Source organism: Bacillus sp. S3 (genome assembly GCF_005154805.1).
In the GTDB taxonomy this organism is placed as follows: domain Bacteria; phylum Bacillota; class Bacilli; order Bacillales; family Cytobacillaceae; genus Neobacillus.
Window position 1 is genome coordinate 4,794,741 of sequence record NZ_CP039727.1, and the last position, 17,193, is coordinate 4,811,933.

The 17,193-nt window shown below is 43.4% G+C and carries 9 protein-coding genes, 6 tRNA genes, 3 rRNA genes and 1 pseudogene; 5 read left to right on the forward strand and 14 right to left on the reverse strand.

The window, feature by feature from the left end; all coding sequences use genetic code 11:
- Positions 1-65: 65 nt before the first annotated feature.
- From FAY30_RS22960 to FAY30_RS23015, 12 genes are all read right to left on the reverse strand, one after another.
- Positions 66-158, reverse strand: a tRNA-Ser gene (locus FAY30_RS22960).
- 26 nt (positions 159-184) lie between these two features.
- Positions 185-261 (reverse strand) — tRNA-Met (locus tag FAY30_RS22965).
- 18 nt (positions 262-279) lie between these two features.
- Positions 280-353, reverse strand: a tRNA-Arg gene (locus FAY30_RS22970).
- 9 nt (positions 354-362) lie between these two features.
- Positions 363-438 (reverse strand) — tRNA-Thr (locus FAY30_RS22975).
- A gap of 163 nt (positions 439-601) precedes the next feature.
- Positions 602-677: transfer RNA gene (locus FAY30_RS22980), tRNA-Val, on the reverse strand.
- Positions 678-680: 3 nt separating this feature from the next.
- Positions 681-755, reverse strand: a tRNA-Glu gene (locus FAY30_RS22985).
- 43 nt (positions 756-798) lie between these two features.
- Positions 799-915, reverse strand: a 5S ribosomal RNA gene (gene rrf / locus FAY30_RS22990).
- A gap of 80 nt (positions 916-995) precedes the next feature.
- A 23S ribosomal RNA gene (locus FAY30_RS22995) occupies positions 996-3,932 on the reverse strand.
- Positions 3,933-4,126: 194 nt separating this feature from the next.
- Positions 4,127-5,676, reverse strand: a 16S ribosomal RNA gene (locus FAY30_RS23000).
- Together the 16S, 23S and 5S rRNA genes with 6 tRNA genes alongside form the textbook arrangement of a ribosomal RNA operon.
- A 789-nt stretch (positions 5,677-6,465) precedes the next feature.
- Positions 6,466-6,936, reverse strand: coding sequence for a GNAT family N-acetyltransferase (locus FAY30_RS23005; protein WP_149872041.1), 471 nt, complete (start codon positions 6,934-6,936; stop codon positions 6,466-6,468).
- A 500-nt stretch (positions 6,937-7,436) separates the two neighbouring features.
- A complete protein-coding gene (locus FAY30_RS23010; RefSeq protein WP_149872042.1) occupies positions 7,437-7,685 on the reverse strand; it encodes a hypothetical protein in 249 nt (82 codons plus the stop codon).
- 99 nt (positions 7,686-7,784) lie between these two features.
- The gene (locus FAY30_RS23015; RefSeq protein ID WP_149872043.1) at positions 7,785-8,624 is read right to left on the reverse strand and encodes a YitT family protein; all 840 of its coding nucleotides are present in this window, start codon (positions 8,622-8,624) and stop codon (positions 7,785-7,787) included.
- A 179-nt stretch (positions 8,625-8,803) separates the two neighbouring features.
- Here FAY30_RS23015 and FAY30_RS23020 point away from each other — a divergent pair, with 179 nt between their 5' ends.
- The 4 genes from FAY30_RS23020 to FAY30_RS23035 all read left to right on the forward strand — a co-directional run bounded on the left by FAY30_RS23020 (position 8,804) and on the right by FAY30_RS23035 (position 14,896).
- Entirely contained in the window at positions 8,804-10,144 is a 1,341-nt protein-coding gene (locus tag FAY30_RS23020) for a PAS domain S-box protein (RefSeq protein ID WP_149872044.1), read from the forward strand.
- 682 nt (positions 10,145-10,826) lie between these two features.
- Entirely contained in the window at positions 10,827-11,528 is a 702-nt protein-coding gene (locus tag FAY30_RS23025; protein WP_149872833.1) for a metallophosphoesterase family protein, read from the forward strand.
- 600 nt (positions 11,529-12,128) lie between these two features.
- Positions 12,129-13,208 (forward strand): AI-2E family transporter, encoded by a 1,080-nt coding sequence (locus FAY30_RS23030; protein WP_149872045.1) that lies wholly within the window; start codon positions 12,129-12,131, stop codon positions 13,206-13,208.
- A gap of 518 nt (positions 13,209-13,726) precedes the next feature.
- Entirely contained in the window at positions 13,727-14,896 is a 1,170-nt protein-coding gene (locus FAY30_RS23035) for a uracil-xanthine permease family protein (RefSeq protein ID WP_149872046.1), read from the forward strand.
- Between the two features lie 140 nt (positions 14,897-15,036).
- Here FAY30_RS23035 and FAY30_RS23040 read toward each other — a convergent pair whose 3' ends face one another.
- The gene (locus FAY30_RS23040; protein ID WP_149872834.1) at positions 15,037-16,416 is read right to left on the reverse strand and encodes a MocR-like pyridoxine biosynthesis transcription factor PdxR; all 1,380 of its coding nucleotides are present in this window, start codon (positions 16,414-16,416) and stop codon (positions 15,037-15,039) included.
- Positions 16,417-16,521: 105 nt separating this feature from the next.
- Here FAY30_RS23040 and FAY30_RS23045 point away from each other — a divergent pair, with 105 nt between their 5' ends.
- Positions 16,522-16,962, forward strand: a complete 441-nt coding sequence (locus FAY30_RS23045) for a GNAT family N-acetyltransferase (protein WP_149872047.1) — start codon at positions 16,522-16,524, stop codon at positions 16,960-16,962.
- A 61-nt stretch (positions 16,963-17,023) separates the two neighbouring features.
- On the opposite strand, the pseudogene FAY30_RS27630 reads toward FAY30_RS23045, so the two are convergent.
- A pseudogene (locus FAY30_RS27630) lies at positions 17,024-17,152 on the reverse strand (amine oxidase); the annotation flags it as partial.
- Positions 17,153-17,193: the final 41 nt, after the last annotated feature.

The following is a 17,193-nucleotide window of genomic DNA, read 5'->3' on the forward strand; positions in this document are numbered from 1 at the left end:
TTATTCATTGAAGCAACGCTCGTTGCTCCACGCCGCGATAATAACAATAAAGTTTTGTGATTTAATGGCGGAGGAAGAGGGATTCGAACCCCCGCGCGGTTTAACCCGCCTGTCGGTTTTCAAGACCGATCCCTTCAGCCGGACTTGGGTATTCCTCCATTTTATATAAAATCACAAAGTCATTTGGTAGCGGCGGAGGGGATCGAACCCCCGACCTTACGGGTATGAACCGTACGCTCTAGCCAGCTGAGCTACACCGCCGTTTTAAAAAAATAATAGCGCGCCCGAAAGGAGTCGAACCCATAACCTTCTGATCCGTAGTCAGACGCTCTATCCAATTGAGCTACGGGCGCATTTTTTTATGGTGCCGGCTAGAGGACTTGAACCCCCAACCTACTGATTACAAGTCAGTTGCTCTACCAATTGAGCTAAACCGGCACAATTTAGAAAAAACATTAGTGTGTACACGCTTGTTTTGTTATCGTCGTCCCGACTTCAGAAAGCTTATTCAAGCAGCAGCTCAGTCGGTACGCTGAGGATTTTTCAAAGAAGCATATTCGGTCGTGCTCTACCAATTGAGCTAAACCGGCGTAATTATTTATGGTGGAGGATGACGGGATCGAACCGCCGACCCTCTGCTTGTAAGGCAGATGCTCTCCCAGCTGAGCTAATCCTCCATATGGTGACCCCTACGGGATTCGAACCCGTGTTACCGCCGTGAAAGGGCGGTGTCTTAACCGCTTGACCAAGGGGCCAACTATAAAATAAGGCAAAATAATAGCCCCTATTAGGGGCTTAGCCTGGCAACGTCCTACTCTCACAGGGGCGCATGCCCCAACTACCATCGGCGCTGAGAAGCTTAACTTCCGTGTTCGGTATGGGAACGGGTGTGACCTTCTCGCCATAGTTACCAGACTATTTATTTGAGGTTTCATTCCCTCAAAACTAGATAATGCAGAAGAAGTTTTTGTAAAAACGAGTTCAACCAATATAAAATGGTTAAGTCCTCGATCGATTAGTATCAGTCAGCTCCACATGTCGCCACGCTTCCACCTCTGACCTATCAACCTGATCATCTTTCAGGGATCTTACTAGCTTGACGCTATGGGAAATCTCATCTTGAGGGGGGCTTCATGCTTAGATGCTTTCAGCACTTATCCCGTCCGCACATAGCTACCCAGCGATGCCTTTGGCAAGACAACTGGTACACCAGCGGTGCGTCCATCCCGGTCCTCTCGTACTAAGGACAGCTCCTCTCAAATTTCCTGCGCCCACGACGGATAGGGACCGAACTGTCTCACGACGTTCTGAACCCAGCTCGCGTACCGCTTTAATGGGCGAACAGCCCAACCCTTGGGACCGACTACAGCCCCAGGATGCGATGAGCCGACATCGAGGTGCCAAACCTCCCCGTCGATGTGGACTCTTGGGGGAGATAAGCCTGTTATCCCCGGGGTAGCTTTTATCCGTTGAGCGATGGCCCTTCCATGCGGAACCACCGGATCACTAAGCCCGACTTTCGTCCCTGCTCGACTTGTAGGTCTCGCAGTCAAGCTCCCTTGTGCCTTTACACTCTACGAATGATTTCCAACCATTCTGAGGGAACCTTTGGGCGCCTCCGTTACTCTTTAGGAGGCGACCGCCCCAGTCAAACTGCCCACCTGACACTGTCTCCCACCCCGATCAGGGGTGCGGGTTAGAATTTCAATACAGCCAGGGTAGTATCCCACCGACGCCTCCACCGAAGCTAGCGCTCCGGTTTCTCAGGCTCCTACCTATCCTGTACAAGCTGTACCAAAATTCAATATCAGGCTACAGTAAAGCTCCACGGGGTCTTTCCGTCCTGTCGCGGGTAACCTGCATCTTCACAGGTACTATAATTTCACCGAGTCTCTCGTTGAGACAGTGCCCAGATCGTTACGCCTTTCGTGCGGGTCGGAACTTACCCGACAAGGAATTTCGCTACCTTAGGACCGTTATAGTTACGGCCGCCGTTTACTGGGGCTTCGATTCAGAGCTTCGCTTGCGCTAACCCCTCCTCTTAACCTTCCAGCACCGGGCAGGCGTCAGCCCCTATACTTCGCCTTGCGGCTTCGCAGAGACCTGTGTTTTTGCTAAACAGTCGCCTGGGCCTATTCACTGCGGCTCTTCAGGGCTATGAACCCTAAAGAGCACCCCTTCTCCCGAAGTTACGGGGTCATTTTGCCGAGTTCCTTAACGAGAGTTCTCTCGCTCACCTTAGGATTCTCTCCTCGCCTACCTGTGTCGGTTTGCGGTACGGGCACCTTGAATCTCGCTAGAGGCTTTTCTTGGCAGTGTGGAATCAGGAACTTCGGTACTAAATTTCCCTCGCTGTCACAGCTCAGCCTTCACGGTGAACGGATTTTCCTATTCACCAGCCTAACTGCTTAGACGCGCATATCCAACAGCGCGCTTACCCTATCCTCCTGCGTCCCCCCATCACTCAAACGATTCATAGGTGGTACAGGAATATCAACCTGTTGTCCATCGCCTACGCCTTTCGGCCTCGGCTTAGGTCCCGACTAACCCTGAGCGGACGAGCCTTCCTCAGGAAACCTTAGGCATACGGTGGATGAGATTCTCACTCATCTTTCGCTACTCATACCGGCATTCTCACTTCTAAGCGCTCCACCAGTCCTTACGGTCTAGCTTCAACGCCCTTAGAACGCTCTCCTACCACTGACACCTAATGGTGTCAATCCACAGCTTCGGTGATACGTTTAGCCCCGGTACATTTTCGGCGCAGAGTCACTCGACCAGTGAGCTATTACGCACTCTTTAAATGGTGGCTGCTTCTAAGCCAACATCCTGGTTGTCTAAGCAACTCCACATCCTTTTCCACTTAACGTATACTTTGGGACCTTAGCTGGTGGTCTGGGCTGTTTCCCTTTCGACTACGGATCTTATCACTCGCAGTCTGACTCCCACGGATAAGTCTTTGGCATTCGGAGTTTGTCTGAATTCGGTAACCCGATGAGGGCCCCTAGTCCAAACAGTGCTCTACCTCCAAGACTCTAACAACGTGAGGCTAGCCCTAAAGCTATTTCGGAGAGAACCAGCTATCTCCAAGTTCGATTGGAATTTCTCCGCTACCCACACCTCATCCCCGCACTTTTCAACGTGCGTGGGTTCGGGCCTCCATCCAGTGTTACCTGGACTTCACCCTGGACATGGGTAGATCACCTGGTTTCGGGTCTACGACCACATACTCAAACGCCCTATTCAGACTCGCTTTCGCTGCGGCTCCGTCTCTTCAACTTAACCTTGCATGGGATCGTAACTCGCCGGTTCATTCTACAAAAGGCACGCCATCACCCATAAACGGGCTCTGACTACTTGTAGGCACACGGTTTCAGGAACTATTTCACTCCCCTTCCGGGGTGCTTTTCACCTTTCCCTCACGGTACTGGTTCACTATCGGTCACTAGGGAGTATTTAGCCTTGGGAGATGGTCCTCCCTGCTTCCGACCGGATTTCACGTGTCCGGCCGTACTCAGGATCCACTCAGGAGGGAACGAAGTTTCAACTACAGGGCTTTTACCTTCTCTGGCTGACCTTTCCAGGTCGCTTCATTTACCCCGTTCCTTTGTAACTCCATGTTGAGTGTCCTACAACCCCAAGAGGCAAGCCTCTTGGTTTGGGCTATGTCCCGTTTCGCTCGCCGCTACTCAGGGAATCGCGTTTGCTTTCTCTTCCTCCGGGTACTTAGATGTTTCAGTTCCCCGGGTATGCCTTCTATACCCTATGTATTCAGGTAAAGATACTGTTCCATTACGAACAGTGGGTTTCCCCATTCGGAAATCTCCGGATCAAAGCTTACTTACAGCTCCCCGAAGCATATCGGTGTTAGTCCCGTCCTTCATCGGCTCCTAGTGCCAAGGCATTCACCGTGCGCCCTTTCTAACTTAACCTAAAAAGGTTTATAACTCTTATTCAATAAGAGAGAAAAACTAAAATGGCGATTACTCGATGTTTACTTTGCTTCTTCTTACGATTATCTAGTTTTCAAGGAACAAAAAAGTCTTGAGAGAATTGCTCCCTCAAAACTAAACAAACAAGAAACGTCAACCTTATTATCAATCCGAAAGGACTGCATTATCCTTAGAAAGGAGGTGATCCAGCCGCACCTTCCGATACGGCTACCTTGTTACGACTTCACCCCAATCATCTGTCCCACCTTAGGCGGCTGGCTCCTTACGGTTACCCCACCGACTTCGGGTGTTACAAACTCTCGTGGTGTGACGGGCGGTGTGTACAAGGCCCGGGAACGTATTCACCGCGGCATGCTGATCCGCGATTACTAGCGATTCCGGCTTCATGCAGGCGAGTTGCAGCCTGCAATCCGAACTGAGAATGGTTTTATGGGATTGGCTAAACCTTGCGGTCTCGCAGCCCTTTGTACCATCCATTGTAGCACGTGTGTAGCCCAGGTCATAAGGGGCATGATGATTTGACGTCATCCCCACCTTCCTCCGGTTTGTCACCGGCAGTCACCTTAGAGTGCCCAACTGAATGCTGGCAACTAAGATCAAGGGTTGCGCTCGTTGCGGGACTTAACCCAACATCTCACGACACGAGCTGACGACAACCATGCACCACCTGTCACTCTGTCCCCCGAAGGGGAACGTCCTATCTCTAGGAGTGTCAGAGGATGTCAAGACCTGGTAAGGTTCTTCGCGTTGCTTCGAATTAAACCACATGCTCCACCGCTTGTGCGGGCCCCCGTCAATTCCTTTGAGTTTCAGCCTTGCGGCCGTACTCCCCAGGCGGAGTGCTTAATGCGTTAGCTGCAGCACTAAAGGGCGGAAACCCTCTAACACTTAGCACTCATCGTTTACGGCGTGGACTACCAGGGTATCTAATCCTGTTTGCTCCCCACGCTTTCGCGCCTCAGCGTCAGTTACAGACCAGAAAGCCGCCTTCGCCACTGGTGTTCCTCCACATCTCTACGCATTTCACCGCTACACGTGGAATTCCGCTTTCCTCTTCTGCACTCAAGTCCCCCAGTTTCCAATGACCCTCCACGGTTGAGCCGTGGGCTTTCACATCAGACTTAAAGGACCGCCTGCGCGCGCTTTACGCCCAATAATTCCGGACAACGCTTGCCACCTACGTATTACCGCGGCTGCTGGCACGTAGTTAGCCGTGGCTTTCTGGTTAGGTACCGTCAAGGTACCGGCAGTTACTCCGATACTTGTTCTTCCCTAACAACAGAGCTTTACGACCCGAAGGCCTTCATCGCTCACGCGGCGTTGCTCCATCAGACTTTCGTCCATTGTGGAAGATTCCCTACTGCTGCCTCCCGTAGGAGTCTGGGCCGTGTCTCAGTCCCAGTGTGGCCGATCACCCTCTCAGGTCGGCTACGCATCGTCGCCTTGGTGAGCCGTTACCTCACCAACTAGCTAATGCGCCGCGGGCCCATCTGTAAGTGTCAGCCGAAACCGACTTTCAGCTTTTCCTCATGAGAGGAAAAGAATTATCCGGTATTAGCTCCGGTTTCCCGAAGTTATCCCAGTCTTACAGGCAGGTTGCCCACGTGTTACTCACCCGTCCGCCGCTAACCAACGGGAGCAAGCTCCCATTGATTCGCTCGACTTGCATGTATTAGGCACGCCGCCAGCGTTCGTCCTGAGCCAGGATCAAACTCTCCAAAAAAGTTGAGTTGATTAGCTCATAATTTAAAACGTTGGCTTAGTTTCTATAGAAGAAACTAATAATTTATTGTTTGTTGACGTTTTTGTTTGTTTAGTTTTCAAAGAACAAAGTCACTCGTAAAAAGCGGTTCGAAAATTATATTAACATATTTCTCAAATTCTATCAACCATCAATTTCATTTGATTTAGATTGACTATCGCGTTTTCAAAAGCAACTCTTATATATTATCATGTCGTGCACACAAAAACAAGAAAAACTTTTTTCTAATTCTTGCTTATCCACTCTTTTAAAGAGCAACTTTATCAGTTTAACACCGTTCGTGTTCACTTGCAATAGAAATTTTTCCAATACTACAGCAATCACCTGTAAATCGTTTTCCGCTTTGAATTTAAGGGTGGCTCCCCCCACCTCATTGATCTATAAACAGATGTTGCCTAAAAATAAAGTTTAGGCTCAAGCAGCCTCATTATTTTTATTTTGCTATTATTTTGGTGGAAGTATCGGAGGAACAGCAAGCGGTACATTTTATAGTCATTTTGGCTGGATTGGGGTTGTGGCTAGATCGCCGTTCTTTCTATACTTTCTCTCTTGGTTTCGATTCGGTTAGGAACGATTACATAAAATAGAATGATGTTTTCCCCTCATAAAGCTTAATAAGAACATAAGGTGGGAATGGTCTATTAAAAGTGATCTCTTAGGACATTTCGAGCTGTTTGAAAGTTGAAAATGCCCATTAGAATCCATCTATTAGACATTCCCAACCGTTTAGATGGCGTGGCATTCACTAGGCTAATGTAACTTTTTCTCAAAACAATCCACTTCATTTGCGCGATTTGATTGAGCTGTTTTAAAGTATTTAAAACCAACTGAACTCCAGAACCTTTTTGCCTTCTGATTCCCTTTTAGAACGCCAATCCGTAAAACCTTACATCCTTTTTCAGCCATCTCATTTTCAAAAAGGATATAGGCCAGCCTTCCAAATCCAAACCCTTGATAATCTGCATGAATCATCAGCAGCCCAAGCCATGGACTCTGATCTTTCTCATTCAATGGTAAATAGTCGATAATACCGATATAAGTATCATCAAGCTTAATAAAAAGGCTCTTTGTTTTGCCATTTACTAACTCCTCTTTTACTTCTTCAAGTGTTCTTCGTTCCTTACCATTCTCTAGCTGGTTGTACTCCGGATTTGAATTGATGATTTCAAGAGCGATATAGGATGTTTCGCTTGTTATTTCTTCAAAATGTATGGAATCCAATTTGTATCACACCTTTCATATTTAGTTTATCAAATTGCTGAAAAATAAAAACAGAGAGGCTGGCTCTTCTGCTAACTATAAGCTTTATTAATAAGACTGTATGTTGAATTGCCGCTTCATTTTCAGCTTATCTTTTCCTGTTTCCCTTGATCTGCCTGAATAGCCCTCATAGTACGTAATTTATAAATGCCAATTAGCAAAATAAATCAGACAGGAGTAACAAATAAGGCAACACGAGTATCTTCCGCAAGGGATAAATAGAAAAGCAGGGAAAGACCTTTCCCCGCTATACTTTGAAATATGGCTGCCCTTTCAGAAACTTACGACATTAGATGTATATAAATGGAATAGGATTCACTTCTTCAACACCCAATAACAGAGTTCTATCAGCAGATAACTTGTTTCAATCAGCGCTTTTCACCGTTCTATCAGCGTATAACCTTATTCAATCAGCGGCCATCCTCCAATTTTTGATATTCCCCATTAATGGCGACGTGGAACTATGTTGTGAAACAAGAAAATTCGAGGCGTGACAGGCACTGGGTCTGATAGGTTTGTGACGGATTATATGTATAGGTTTGACCTGTATTTGCATCGTAAACACCAACGGACACGGTATTACTTCGAGAAGCAATATAATTGGTTACATCCGGACCCAACACGGTCGCAGCAGATACAGAAACCTTTCCACATAGCAGCATCGCCATCCCTGCTAAGGCAAAGACGACTACCTTCTTATAAAACCTCATTCCAAAATCCCTTTCCAATAAATCTATCAATCTTATTCTATATTACTGCAGCTCTTATAAAAAAGAAGGGTCCACGGAAAGATCCGTGGACACCTAGGGTTATGCTTTCGAAATATCAATAAATCCTTCCCCGAACACATCACGAACATCATGGATCGCGATAAACGCATTCGGATCAGTGGATTGAACAATTCGTTTCAACTTTATTACTTCCTGCTTACTAATAACTATATAAAGAATTTCCTTTGGTGTCTTTGTATAATAACCATGACCCGAGTATACAGTTACCCCTCTGTCCATAGACGTCGTCACTTGTTGGGCGATCTCATTCGGATGATCAGAAATAATCGTAATCGCCTTCTTCGGATTCAAGCCTTCAATCACAAATTCCATCACTTTTGTACCTACATATAGCATAATAATCGTCAGCATCAGCTTTTCAGCACCAATAATAAAATAGGAAGAAAAAGCAACGATTAAATCAAAAAACAATAACCCATAGCTAATACTCCAGCCTAAAAACTTATGAGTAATCCTCGCTAAGATGGTCGTACCTGCCGTTGTTCCGCCAACCCGAATAATTAAGCCGATCCCAACCCCTATAATAACGCCGCCAAAAATAGCATTCACCATCAACTCATCAGATGCAATACTCCAGCCTTCCGTCAGATGAAGAAAAAGCGAATTAAACACCACGGCAATAATCGTATAAATTGTGGTGATCTTATTCAAAAATTTATAACCGACAATTAACAAAAAGGCATTCAGAATTAAATTGACTAAACCAGGTGACCACTCAAATAAATAGTAGGTAATAATCGTGATCCCTGTTACCCCGCCTTCCCCAAGCTCGTTCGGAATTACAAATATATTCACACCTACTGCAAAAAGAAAGGCTCCAATAATGATAAATATGATGTCTTTAGTTGTTTTTTTCATATACTACCCCACTGCTCATAAAAAATAGGTTCTCAAGCACAAACTCACACCATTATATCGTGGAACATTCAATTTTAACAATAACCTTCGTGCCTGTTTGTGTAAGGAGAAGAAGCGGTTTATAATTCACTTACCTATTGCAATTATTAAAACACGTGAAGTAAAGGAAATCACTTATTATGTTTGAATTTCATGTTTCTTATTGGATCATCTTCTTCCTTGCGGTGATGGCCGTAATTGCCTGCTTCTTTTTTATCAGAAAAAATAACAAACTGAAAACCTCTTTACTTGATTTGGAGGAGAAACTTGCCTCCGTTTTGGACTATACAACAGACGCGATTAATATTACAGCTTTGGATAGCACAGTCCAGTATGTAAATCCTGCCTTTGAGCAGATGTATGGCTGGAAGAATAAGGAGTTGTTCAGAAAACCGTTGCCGATTATCCCAGAGTCACTCCGGAAGGTGGAAGAGCTTCAACGCGTCCAGCTACTCGCGGGAGAATCGATTCGTCAATGGGAAGCCCAATTTTTACGGAAGGATGGCAGACTGATTGATGTGAGTGTCTCAATCTCCCCCTTACGTGATGCGAACGGGGAGATTTACGGATTTGCCGCAATTACAAGGGATGAAACCGAGCGAAAGAAAATCGAAAAGAATTATCAGATGATTGCTGAAAACTCCTCTGATATGATTCGCTTAATTGATAAGGATGGTGTAATTCAATATGCCTCCCCTTCCCATCAAACCCAATTAGGGTACCATCCAAATGAGTTAATTGGGCTGGAGTTTCCCCAGTTTATTCACCCTGACGATCGCGAGGCAGCCGCAGCAATTTTCACCAGCATCATGAACGAACCGAAATTGGTGAAGATGGAATATCGAAAAAAACACAAGAATGGGCATGTCTTGTATGTGGAATCCCATTACAATCCTTATTTTGACCAAGCCGGACAGTTAACCCATTATATTGTGGTGTCTCGGGATATATCAGAAAGGAAGCATTATGAACAGACCTTAAAGGACCTCGCCTATCTTGATCCCTTGACAGGTGCGCTGAATCGGCGTGCTTTATACAAAATTTTGACAGAAACCGTCGATCAGGCGGCTGCTGAAGAGCGCAAATTTGCTTTGTTTTTTCTCGATTGCGACAAGTTTAAGTGGGTAAATGACACGATGGGGCACGATGCCGGCGATGAGTTGCTGAAACAATTGACTGCTCGCATTCAGGATGTCCTTCCTGCGGAGGCGTCTCTGTTCAGAATGGGCGGTGATGAGTTCGCCATCCTGCTTTTCCGTATGGATAGTTTGGAAACGGTCACTGGGATTGCTGCTGCCATGTTGGCCTCTCTGCAGCAGCCGTGGTCGATTGGCTCCGATGAACCAATTGCAGTTACCTGTTCGATTGGCATCAGCATTTTTCCAGAGGACGGTCGGGATCATAAAACGTTAATGAAGCAAGCAGATAAGGCTTTATATGCAGCAAAATCGGGTGGGCGGAATCAATATTGGTATTTTTAAGTAAGGCAAACAGGATTATCCCAAATTTGGAAGGCCTATTGGTGGATTTGTGGGTTCGATCAGTGAAATGGATGGGGCTTTTGAATCGATTTGGATTCGAATGGGCGAATTCTTTCTTGGATGCAATACGCACATCAATTTTTCCAGAAATGCATCCTATACCCCTTATTGGATGCATTTCGCGCTTCAATTTTTTCAGAAGTGCATCCTATACCCCTCATTGGATGCATTTCGCGCTTCAATTTTTCCAGAAATGCATCCTATACCCCTTATTGGAGGCATTTCGCACATCAATTTTTCCAGAAATGCATCCTATACCCCTTATTGGATGCATTTCGCGCTTCAATTTTTTCAGAAGTGCATCCTATACCCCTCATTGGATGCATTTCGCGCTTCAATTTTTTCAGAAGTGCATCCTATACCCCTCATTGGATGCATTTCGCACATCAATTTTTCCAGAAGTGCATCCTATACCCCTTATTGGAGGCATTTCGCGCTTCAATTTTTCCAGAAGTGCATCCTATAGTAAAATGACTTTTTATAAACTCCTTCTTATAAGTATCCTGTCCAAGAAAAGGCTGCCGGAATTGATCTGAACTGGCCAATTTCTATTATGCCATCGATAGAGTATGATAGAATCATAAAAACAGCAATGGTACCCGTACATAAGGATGTGAGACAGTTGAAACGAATGCTTGCCATCAGTGATATTCATGGGGATTTAGATAAATTTGAACGGCTTTTGGAGCTTGTTGAATATGACTCAGACCGTGATCAGCTATTGTTATTAGGTGATTTTGTTGATCGGGGGCCTCATTCGAAGGCAGTTTTAGACAAAGTCATTCATCTGAAGAACGAGGGAGCGATTGCCTTAATTGGCAATCATGAAAAGATGATGATAGATGCTTTTCAGGGAGATCCAATGAACTTGAAAAGATGGTATTACAATGGCGGAATAAAGACGCTTCAAAATTACGGCTATGAAATAGAAAAGGACGATGCCGAGTATTGGTATACGACGGACGAAATGCCTGAGCCAATTCAGATGAACGAGGCGATCCGCACGCACATTGAAATACTAAAGACGTTTCTGTACTACTATGAAACAGACACCCACATCTTTGTTCATGCAGGGGTTCATCCAAATACACCAGTAGCTTCGACGGAACCACATACACTAGTATGGATTCGCGAGGAATTCCACAAGGGATACAAGGGAGAAAAGACGATTGTATTTGGACATACACCGACAACCTATTTGCACGAAAGCAGCGATGTATACTTTGGGGATAATCATATCATTGGAATCGACGGCGGCTGTGCATATGGCGGAAGATTGAATTGTCTCAATGTTGGGACTTCACAGGTTTTTTACGTGGAATAAATTAGTTCGTTAGGGCGGTGAGGGACAATGGCATATATCATTGCATCGGATATTTTCACACCAGCCAGCAGAAGATTCGTGACAGCAAAAGGATTCAGGATAAAAAGGAATAAAAGGTTTGAATCAGGAGGAAAAGGGTATATAAAAATCACAAGGCTAAAACAATACTAAAACAGAAAGGGACTGATGAACATGAAAAGTTTAACAGCGACTTCGAGTAATGTATTGAATCATACCTTGTATGGGGAATTTAGTTTCCGGGCGAAAGGAACACTCGTCCTGAACCGTTATATTTAGCGCTAGGACTTTTTCTTAGTAAAATTCCTCACCCCCCTGCATTGCAGGACGAAAAAGGTGCGAACCCATTTGTGGCCGCACCTTTTTTGCGTTACATACACTCAACCTTTCTTCCGAATCGTTTCGAAAAGTTTGTCGAAAGCCCATACGTAACTCTTTTTGACATTTATTTTCTGCTATTCTTCCAGTTTTGTAGAATGACGTTTAGGTATAGCAAAAAGTGGATAGTAAATATAGAAAAACTAATTTAGCAGCAAAGCAAATTCCTTTAGTTAAGGAGTAATTTATTTTAGGGTGGATGGTATGTGGATTAATAGACCTTTTTTTAAATATGCAATGGGTATCCTGCTAATTCTATTAATTATTTTCTTATTTGGGAAGATTGATTACTTTGTATGGCCCTTTAAAAAGATGATTGCGACTATATTTTTTCCGATTCTCGTTTCCGGATTAATATATTATCTCATAAGGCCGTTTGTCACCTTTTTTGCCAAATATGTCAGCAAAAATATGAGTATATTGATTGTTTATCTACTTTTCATCGGGGCTGGATATCTTTTTTTTCATTTTACAAGCACACCCATTACACAACAAGTCCAGCAGCTTTCACACCAATTTCCCAACAAGGTTGAAAAAATATCAGATGCATCCCTTAATATAATGAAGAATAATAGCTTTGGAAACAGCTCGTTACGAATGCTTGAAGAAAAAGCAAGTTCCCTCTCAAACTCCTTTTTTAAACATGTCGACCAAAATATAACGAATATCCTATCAACACTCACTAGTATTGCTATGATTCTTGCAATCGTTCCGTTTATTGTTTTTTATTTTTTACGGGATGATGAGAAACTGAAGCCCGCTCTCTTGAAAAATCTTCCTGTTGAACATGTAGAAGAGGGAAATTTGATTCTGGTCGATATTGATAAGACCTTATCCGCTTATATAATTGGACAATGTATCATCGCATTAGCCGATGGAATCTTGCTCTATATCGGTTTTTGCATGATTGGCCTGAATAATAGTCTAGTGCTTGCCATTTTCGCCATGTGCATGACGGTTGTACCTTTTTTTGGGCCTGTGATAGGAATGATCCCGGCCGTCCTTGTCGCACTCTTACAAAGTCCATTTATGGTTTTAAAAGTCGTTTTGGTTGTCATCGTGGCTCAACAAATAGATGGGAGTTTGGTTACACCTAAAGTGATGGGGAAAAAACTTGATCTTCATCCGTTAACTGTCATTTTCATTTTGTTAATTTCAGGGGCTATTTATGGATTTGTCGGAATTATTATCGCCATTCCCCTCTACTCGGTTGTTAAAGTGACCCTTCAAAATGTCATTCGATTTTATAAGCTGAGGAAAAGTGAAAACGTGCAGTCCAAATAACCCTTAGTCTACAAAAACCTCAACTTCTATATCGGTGGTTTCTTTGAAAATTCTCCAAACCCCTACGTAGACCGATTCTACGTCGGGGGTTCTTTGAAAAATTATCCAAACCCTTACGTAGACCGATTCTATATGGCTGATTTGGCTAAATTCACATTCAAATATCAAAATATGAGAATGCATAGGCGGAGTATTTCCGGCTAATGTATATAGCGGAAGCAGAAGAAGCAGTTATAAGCGGAGATATTCCGGTTAACTGCTCAAAATAAGGCAAAAATCAACGATTTGAATAAGATAGGCGGAAAAACTCCCCTTATTTTTAAGGAAAAAAGGACATTTCCCAATATAAACGGAGTACTTTTTCCCTACATATCATTTTATATAGATTCGTCCAACACCTATAAGCGCCCTCATTAAAAATCGAAATATTTAGAAAATAGATCCCGTATTTATTCTAAAAATAATTATAAGAAATATATGATTAATGAAGGAACGAATAAAAAAAGGGGGGAACACAATTGAAAAATTTTTTAACCGCCATACCATTATCGTTGCAGCATTTGTTTGCGATGTTTGGTGCGACCATTTTGGTGCCGGCACTAACCGGTCTTGATCCGGGCAGTGCGCTTATTGCCAGTGGGTTAGGAACGTTGATTTTCCACCTAATTACACGTGGAAAAGTTCCTACGTATCTAGGTTCATCTTTTGCCTTTATTGCCCCGCTTGCGTTGTATGTAGGGAAGTTACATTCACCGGGTCAAGCCGTTGCAGGTCTTATCAGCGTTTCCATTGTTTATGCTATTGTATCTATCATCATTTCCTTTTTCGGCTTTGAAAGAGTTCGCAAGGTTATTCCTGCCGTTGTCGTTGGGCCTGTTGTAAGTATTATCGGTCTTTCACTGGCAACCACGGCGGTGACCAGCATGGCTTCGACCCATTGGGATGTCGCGATCGTCAGCCTTCTTGCAGCGGTCATCGCAACGCTTGCAGGTACGAAGGTGATCCGCCTTTTACCGCTCATCATCGGTCTTGCAGTAGGGTATGCTTATGCCGCGGTTCGAGGGTTGGTGGATTTTCATACCATCGCCTCTGCACCGGCATTTGCTCTTCCCCATTTTGTCATGCCGGAGTTCACCTGGGTCGTGATCTTCGGAATGGCGCCGATTGCCCTGGTTACCATCATCGAAGACCTTGGGCATATGTTTGTGCTAAATGAAATTACCGGAAAAGATGTAACAAAGAATCCCGGATTTTCTAGCATCCTATGGGGGAATGGCATTGCAACATTAGTTTCGGGGTTCATCGGCGGTCCCGCACAAACAACTTACGCGGAAAACCTCGGGGTTCTAGCCATCACGCGCCAGTTTTCCAGCAGGATCATTCAAGGCGCTGCTGTTCTATCCATTCTTCTTGGCTTGTTCGGTAAAGTGGGAGCATTTATCCAATCGATTCCAGTTGCCGTAATGGGTGGCATTTGCATCCTGCTCTTTGGTATGATCGCTGCAATGGGAATCCGACACCTCCTTGAGGAAAAAGTGAGTCTGGCCAATATGAAAAACTTGATCATCGTCGCGATCATCTTCATCATCGGTGTTGGATATGCTCATAATGGTATCGCCTACGCTACCATTGCCGGCTTGCTCATCTATTGGCTCGTACCCGATTTTACGACAAAAAATGAAGGGTAAAAATGAATTGGCCATTCCAAGCATTTGCCGCGGAATGGCTTTTTATTTTTCGGTAAACACAGCTTTACAACCATGGACAATAAATGACTTCACAATGAAAAATCACAGGGACGGGACGGTTCACATGGTCACCCCATGATCTACATATCCCAAGCTTTTTTTAAAAGTGATAATCCCGTCTGAATTTGCTGGGAAGAGAGGTTTGCAAATCCTAATAGTAAATGTGGCTGTACGGCTAGATTTTCAATAAATAAGGGACTGGTTGGATAGACCTTTACATTTTCTTTAAATGCTTTTTCAATTAATTCAGTTTCACTGTAGGGGGTGTTTACTTTAATCATTACATACAGACCTGCATTTGTACCAATGACTTCAAGTTGATCAGGAAACATCGTCTTAAGTTGTTCCACTAAGAAATGCATCTTTCCTTTATACACTTTCCTCATGCGTTTAATGTGCTTCTCCCATTCACCTGATTTCATAAATTCCGTCATGGTTAGCTGATGCAGCAATGACGCATTATGTTCAAAGTGTCCAAATTGCGCGCAATAGGAAGGGAGTAATGGTTCGGGCAATACCATATATGCCAGTCGAATAGCCGGCAAAAATGATTTTGAAAATGTCCCTAAATAAATGACGCGACTTGCATCTAGAGAAGCTAACGCAGGGAAAGTTTTTTGGCCATATCGATATTCACCATCATAATCATCTTCAATTAAGTAACCTTGTCTTTGATGTACCCATTGAATCAATTGCCATCTTTGTTGAATGGATAATGCTGTACCAAATGGATATTGATGAGAAGGAGTCACGTAAAATAATGAGCTTTCTTTTTGTGAAAGTTCCTCCATGGCTAACCCTTGGTTTGTAACAGTGATCGCTTCCATTTGAAATTTCTGTATTTGGAACACTTCTCTAGCACCGTCGTATCCGGGATTTTCTAAAAGGATGCTTGAAAATATATCTTTTAATAAGAAGCTAAGATGTAGTAATAATTGCTGCGTGTTGCTGCCAACAACAATTTGTTCAGGTTTAATTTGAAGACCTCTTGCTTGCAGCAAGTAATTAGCGATTTCAACTTTAAACGAATCTTCTCCCAAAGACTGTCCATATGTATAGCTATTTGCTTGTTTGAGAATCGCATTTGACATTTGCCGCCATTTTTTCATAGGGAAGTGTTCTTGATCGATCGCACCTATTCTAAAATCAATGGTATGATTTAGCGGTTTTGGTATTTTGGGCTGAGTTGTTGGATTTGTTGGATTAATAAAGAACGGTTCCAATTGATTGACAAAATAACCCTTTTTCTCTTCAGAGCGTATATAGCCTTCAGCTAGTAATAGTTCATATGCTTGTAAGGTTGTATTTCGACTTACATGAAGTGTTTCTGCAAGAGAACGGATAGAAGGTAATCGTTCATCAGAAGCAATCTTATTACTTTCAATGATTTCTTTAAATTGTTCGTATATTTGAATATATTTTGGCTGATATGGATTGAATGGGAAAATAAAATGATACAAGAAAATCGACCTTTCTGACATTCGAAAAAGTTTATTCTTGTATCTTTTTGAATGTCAATCTATTTTCTATAATTATACTTAATTTAAAGGAAATGAGGAATAGTGATGATTATCGAACGCTTAGCAGTAGAAGATGTAGAAGCAGTGGCAGATTTATTCAATGCCTATCGAAAATTTTATCATCAACAAAGCGATATTCAGGCTGCAAAACAATTTTTAAAAGCACGTCTCTTAAATGAAGATTCCATTTTATTCGTAGCGAAAATGGATAATCAGTGTGTTGGATTTACGCAGTTGTATCCAACATTCTCATCCGTTGCGATGAAACGGGCTTTTATTTTAAATGATTTGTATGTAGCAGAAGATTATCGGAGACATGGTATTGCAGAAAAATTAATGGAACAAGCCTTTCAATTTGCAAAACAGCACGATGCGCGATCTATTGCATTAGAAACAGGTGCGTTAAATACAAAAGCGCAAGCTCTATATGAAAAAGTAGGCATGGAAGTAGAAAATGATGTCAAACACTATATCTATTATTGGTGATGTTAAAGAAAACCACAGGGACGGTTCACCCATGGTTCATCTTGTATGGAAAAGCTCATTTTCATAAAGGCTTTTTATTTAAATGAATGATTTCAAAAACTGCCTGTTCCGCTGATTGAAGAGCACCTTCAAGATGTCCGCCAAATTGTGAACTTGTCTCTGTTCCAGCAAAAATAATTTTCTCTTTCCAAACCCATGCCTTTGGTAGTAGACTGTAACTCGGAAAGTCTC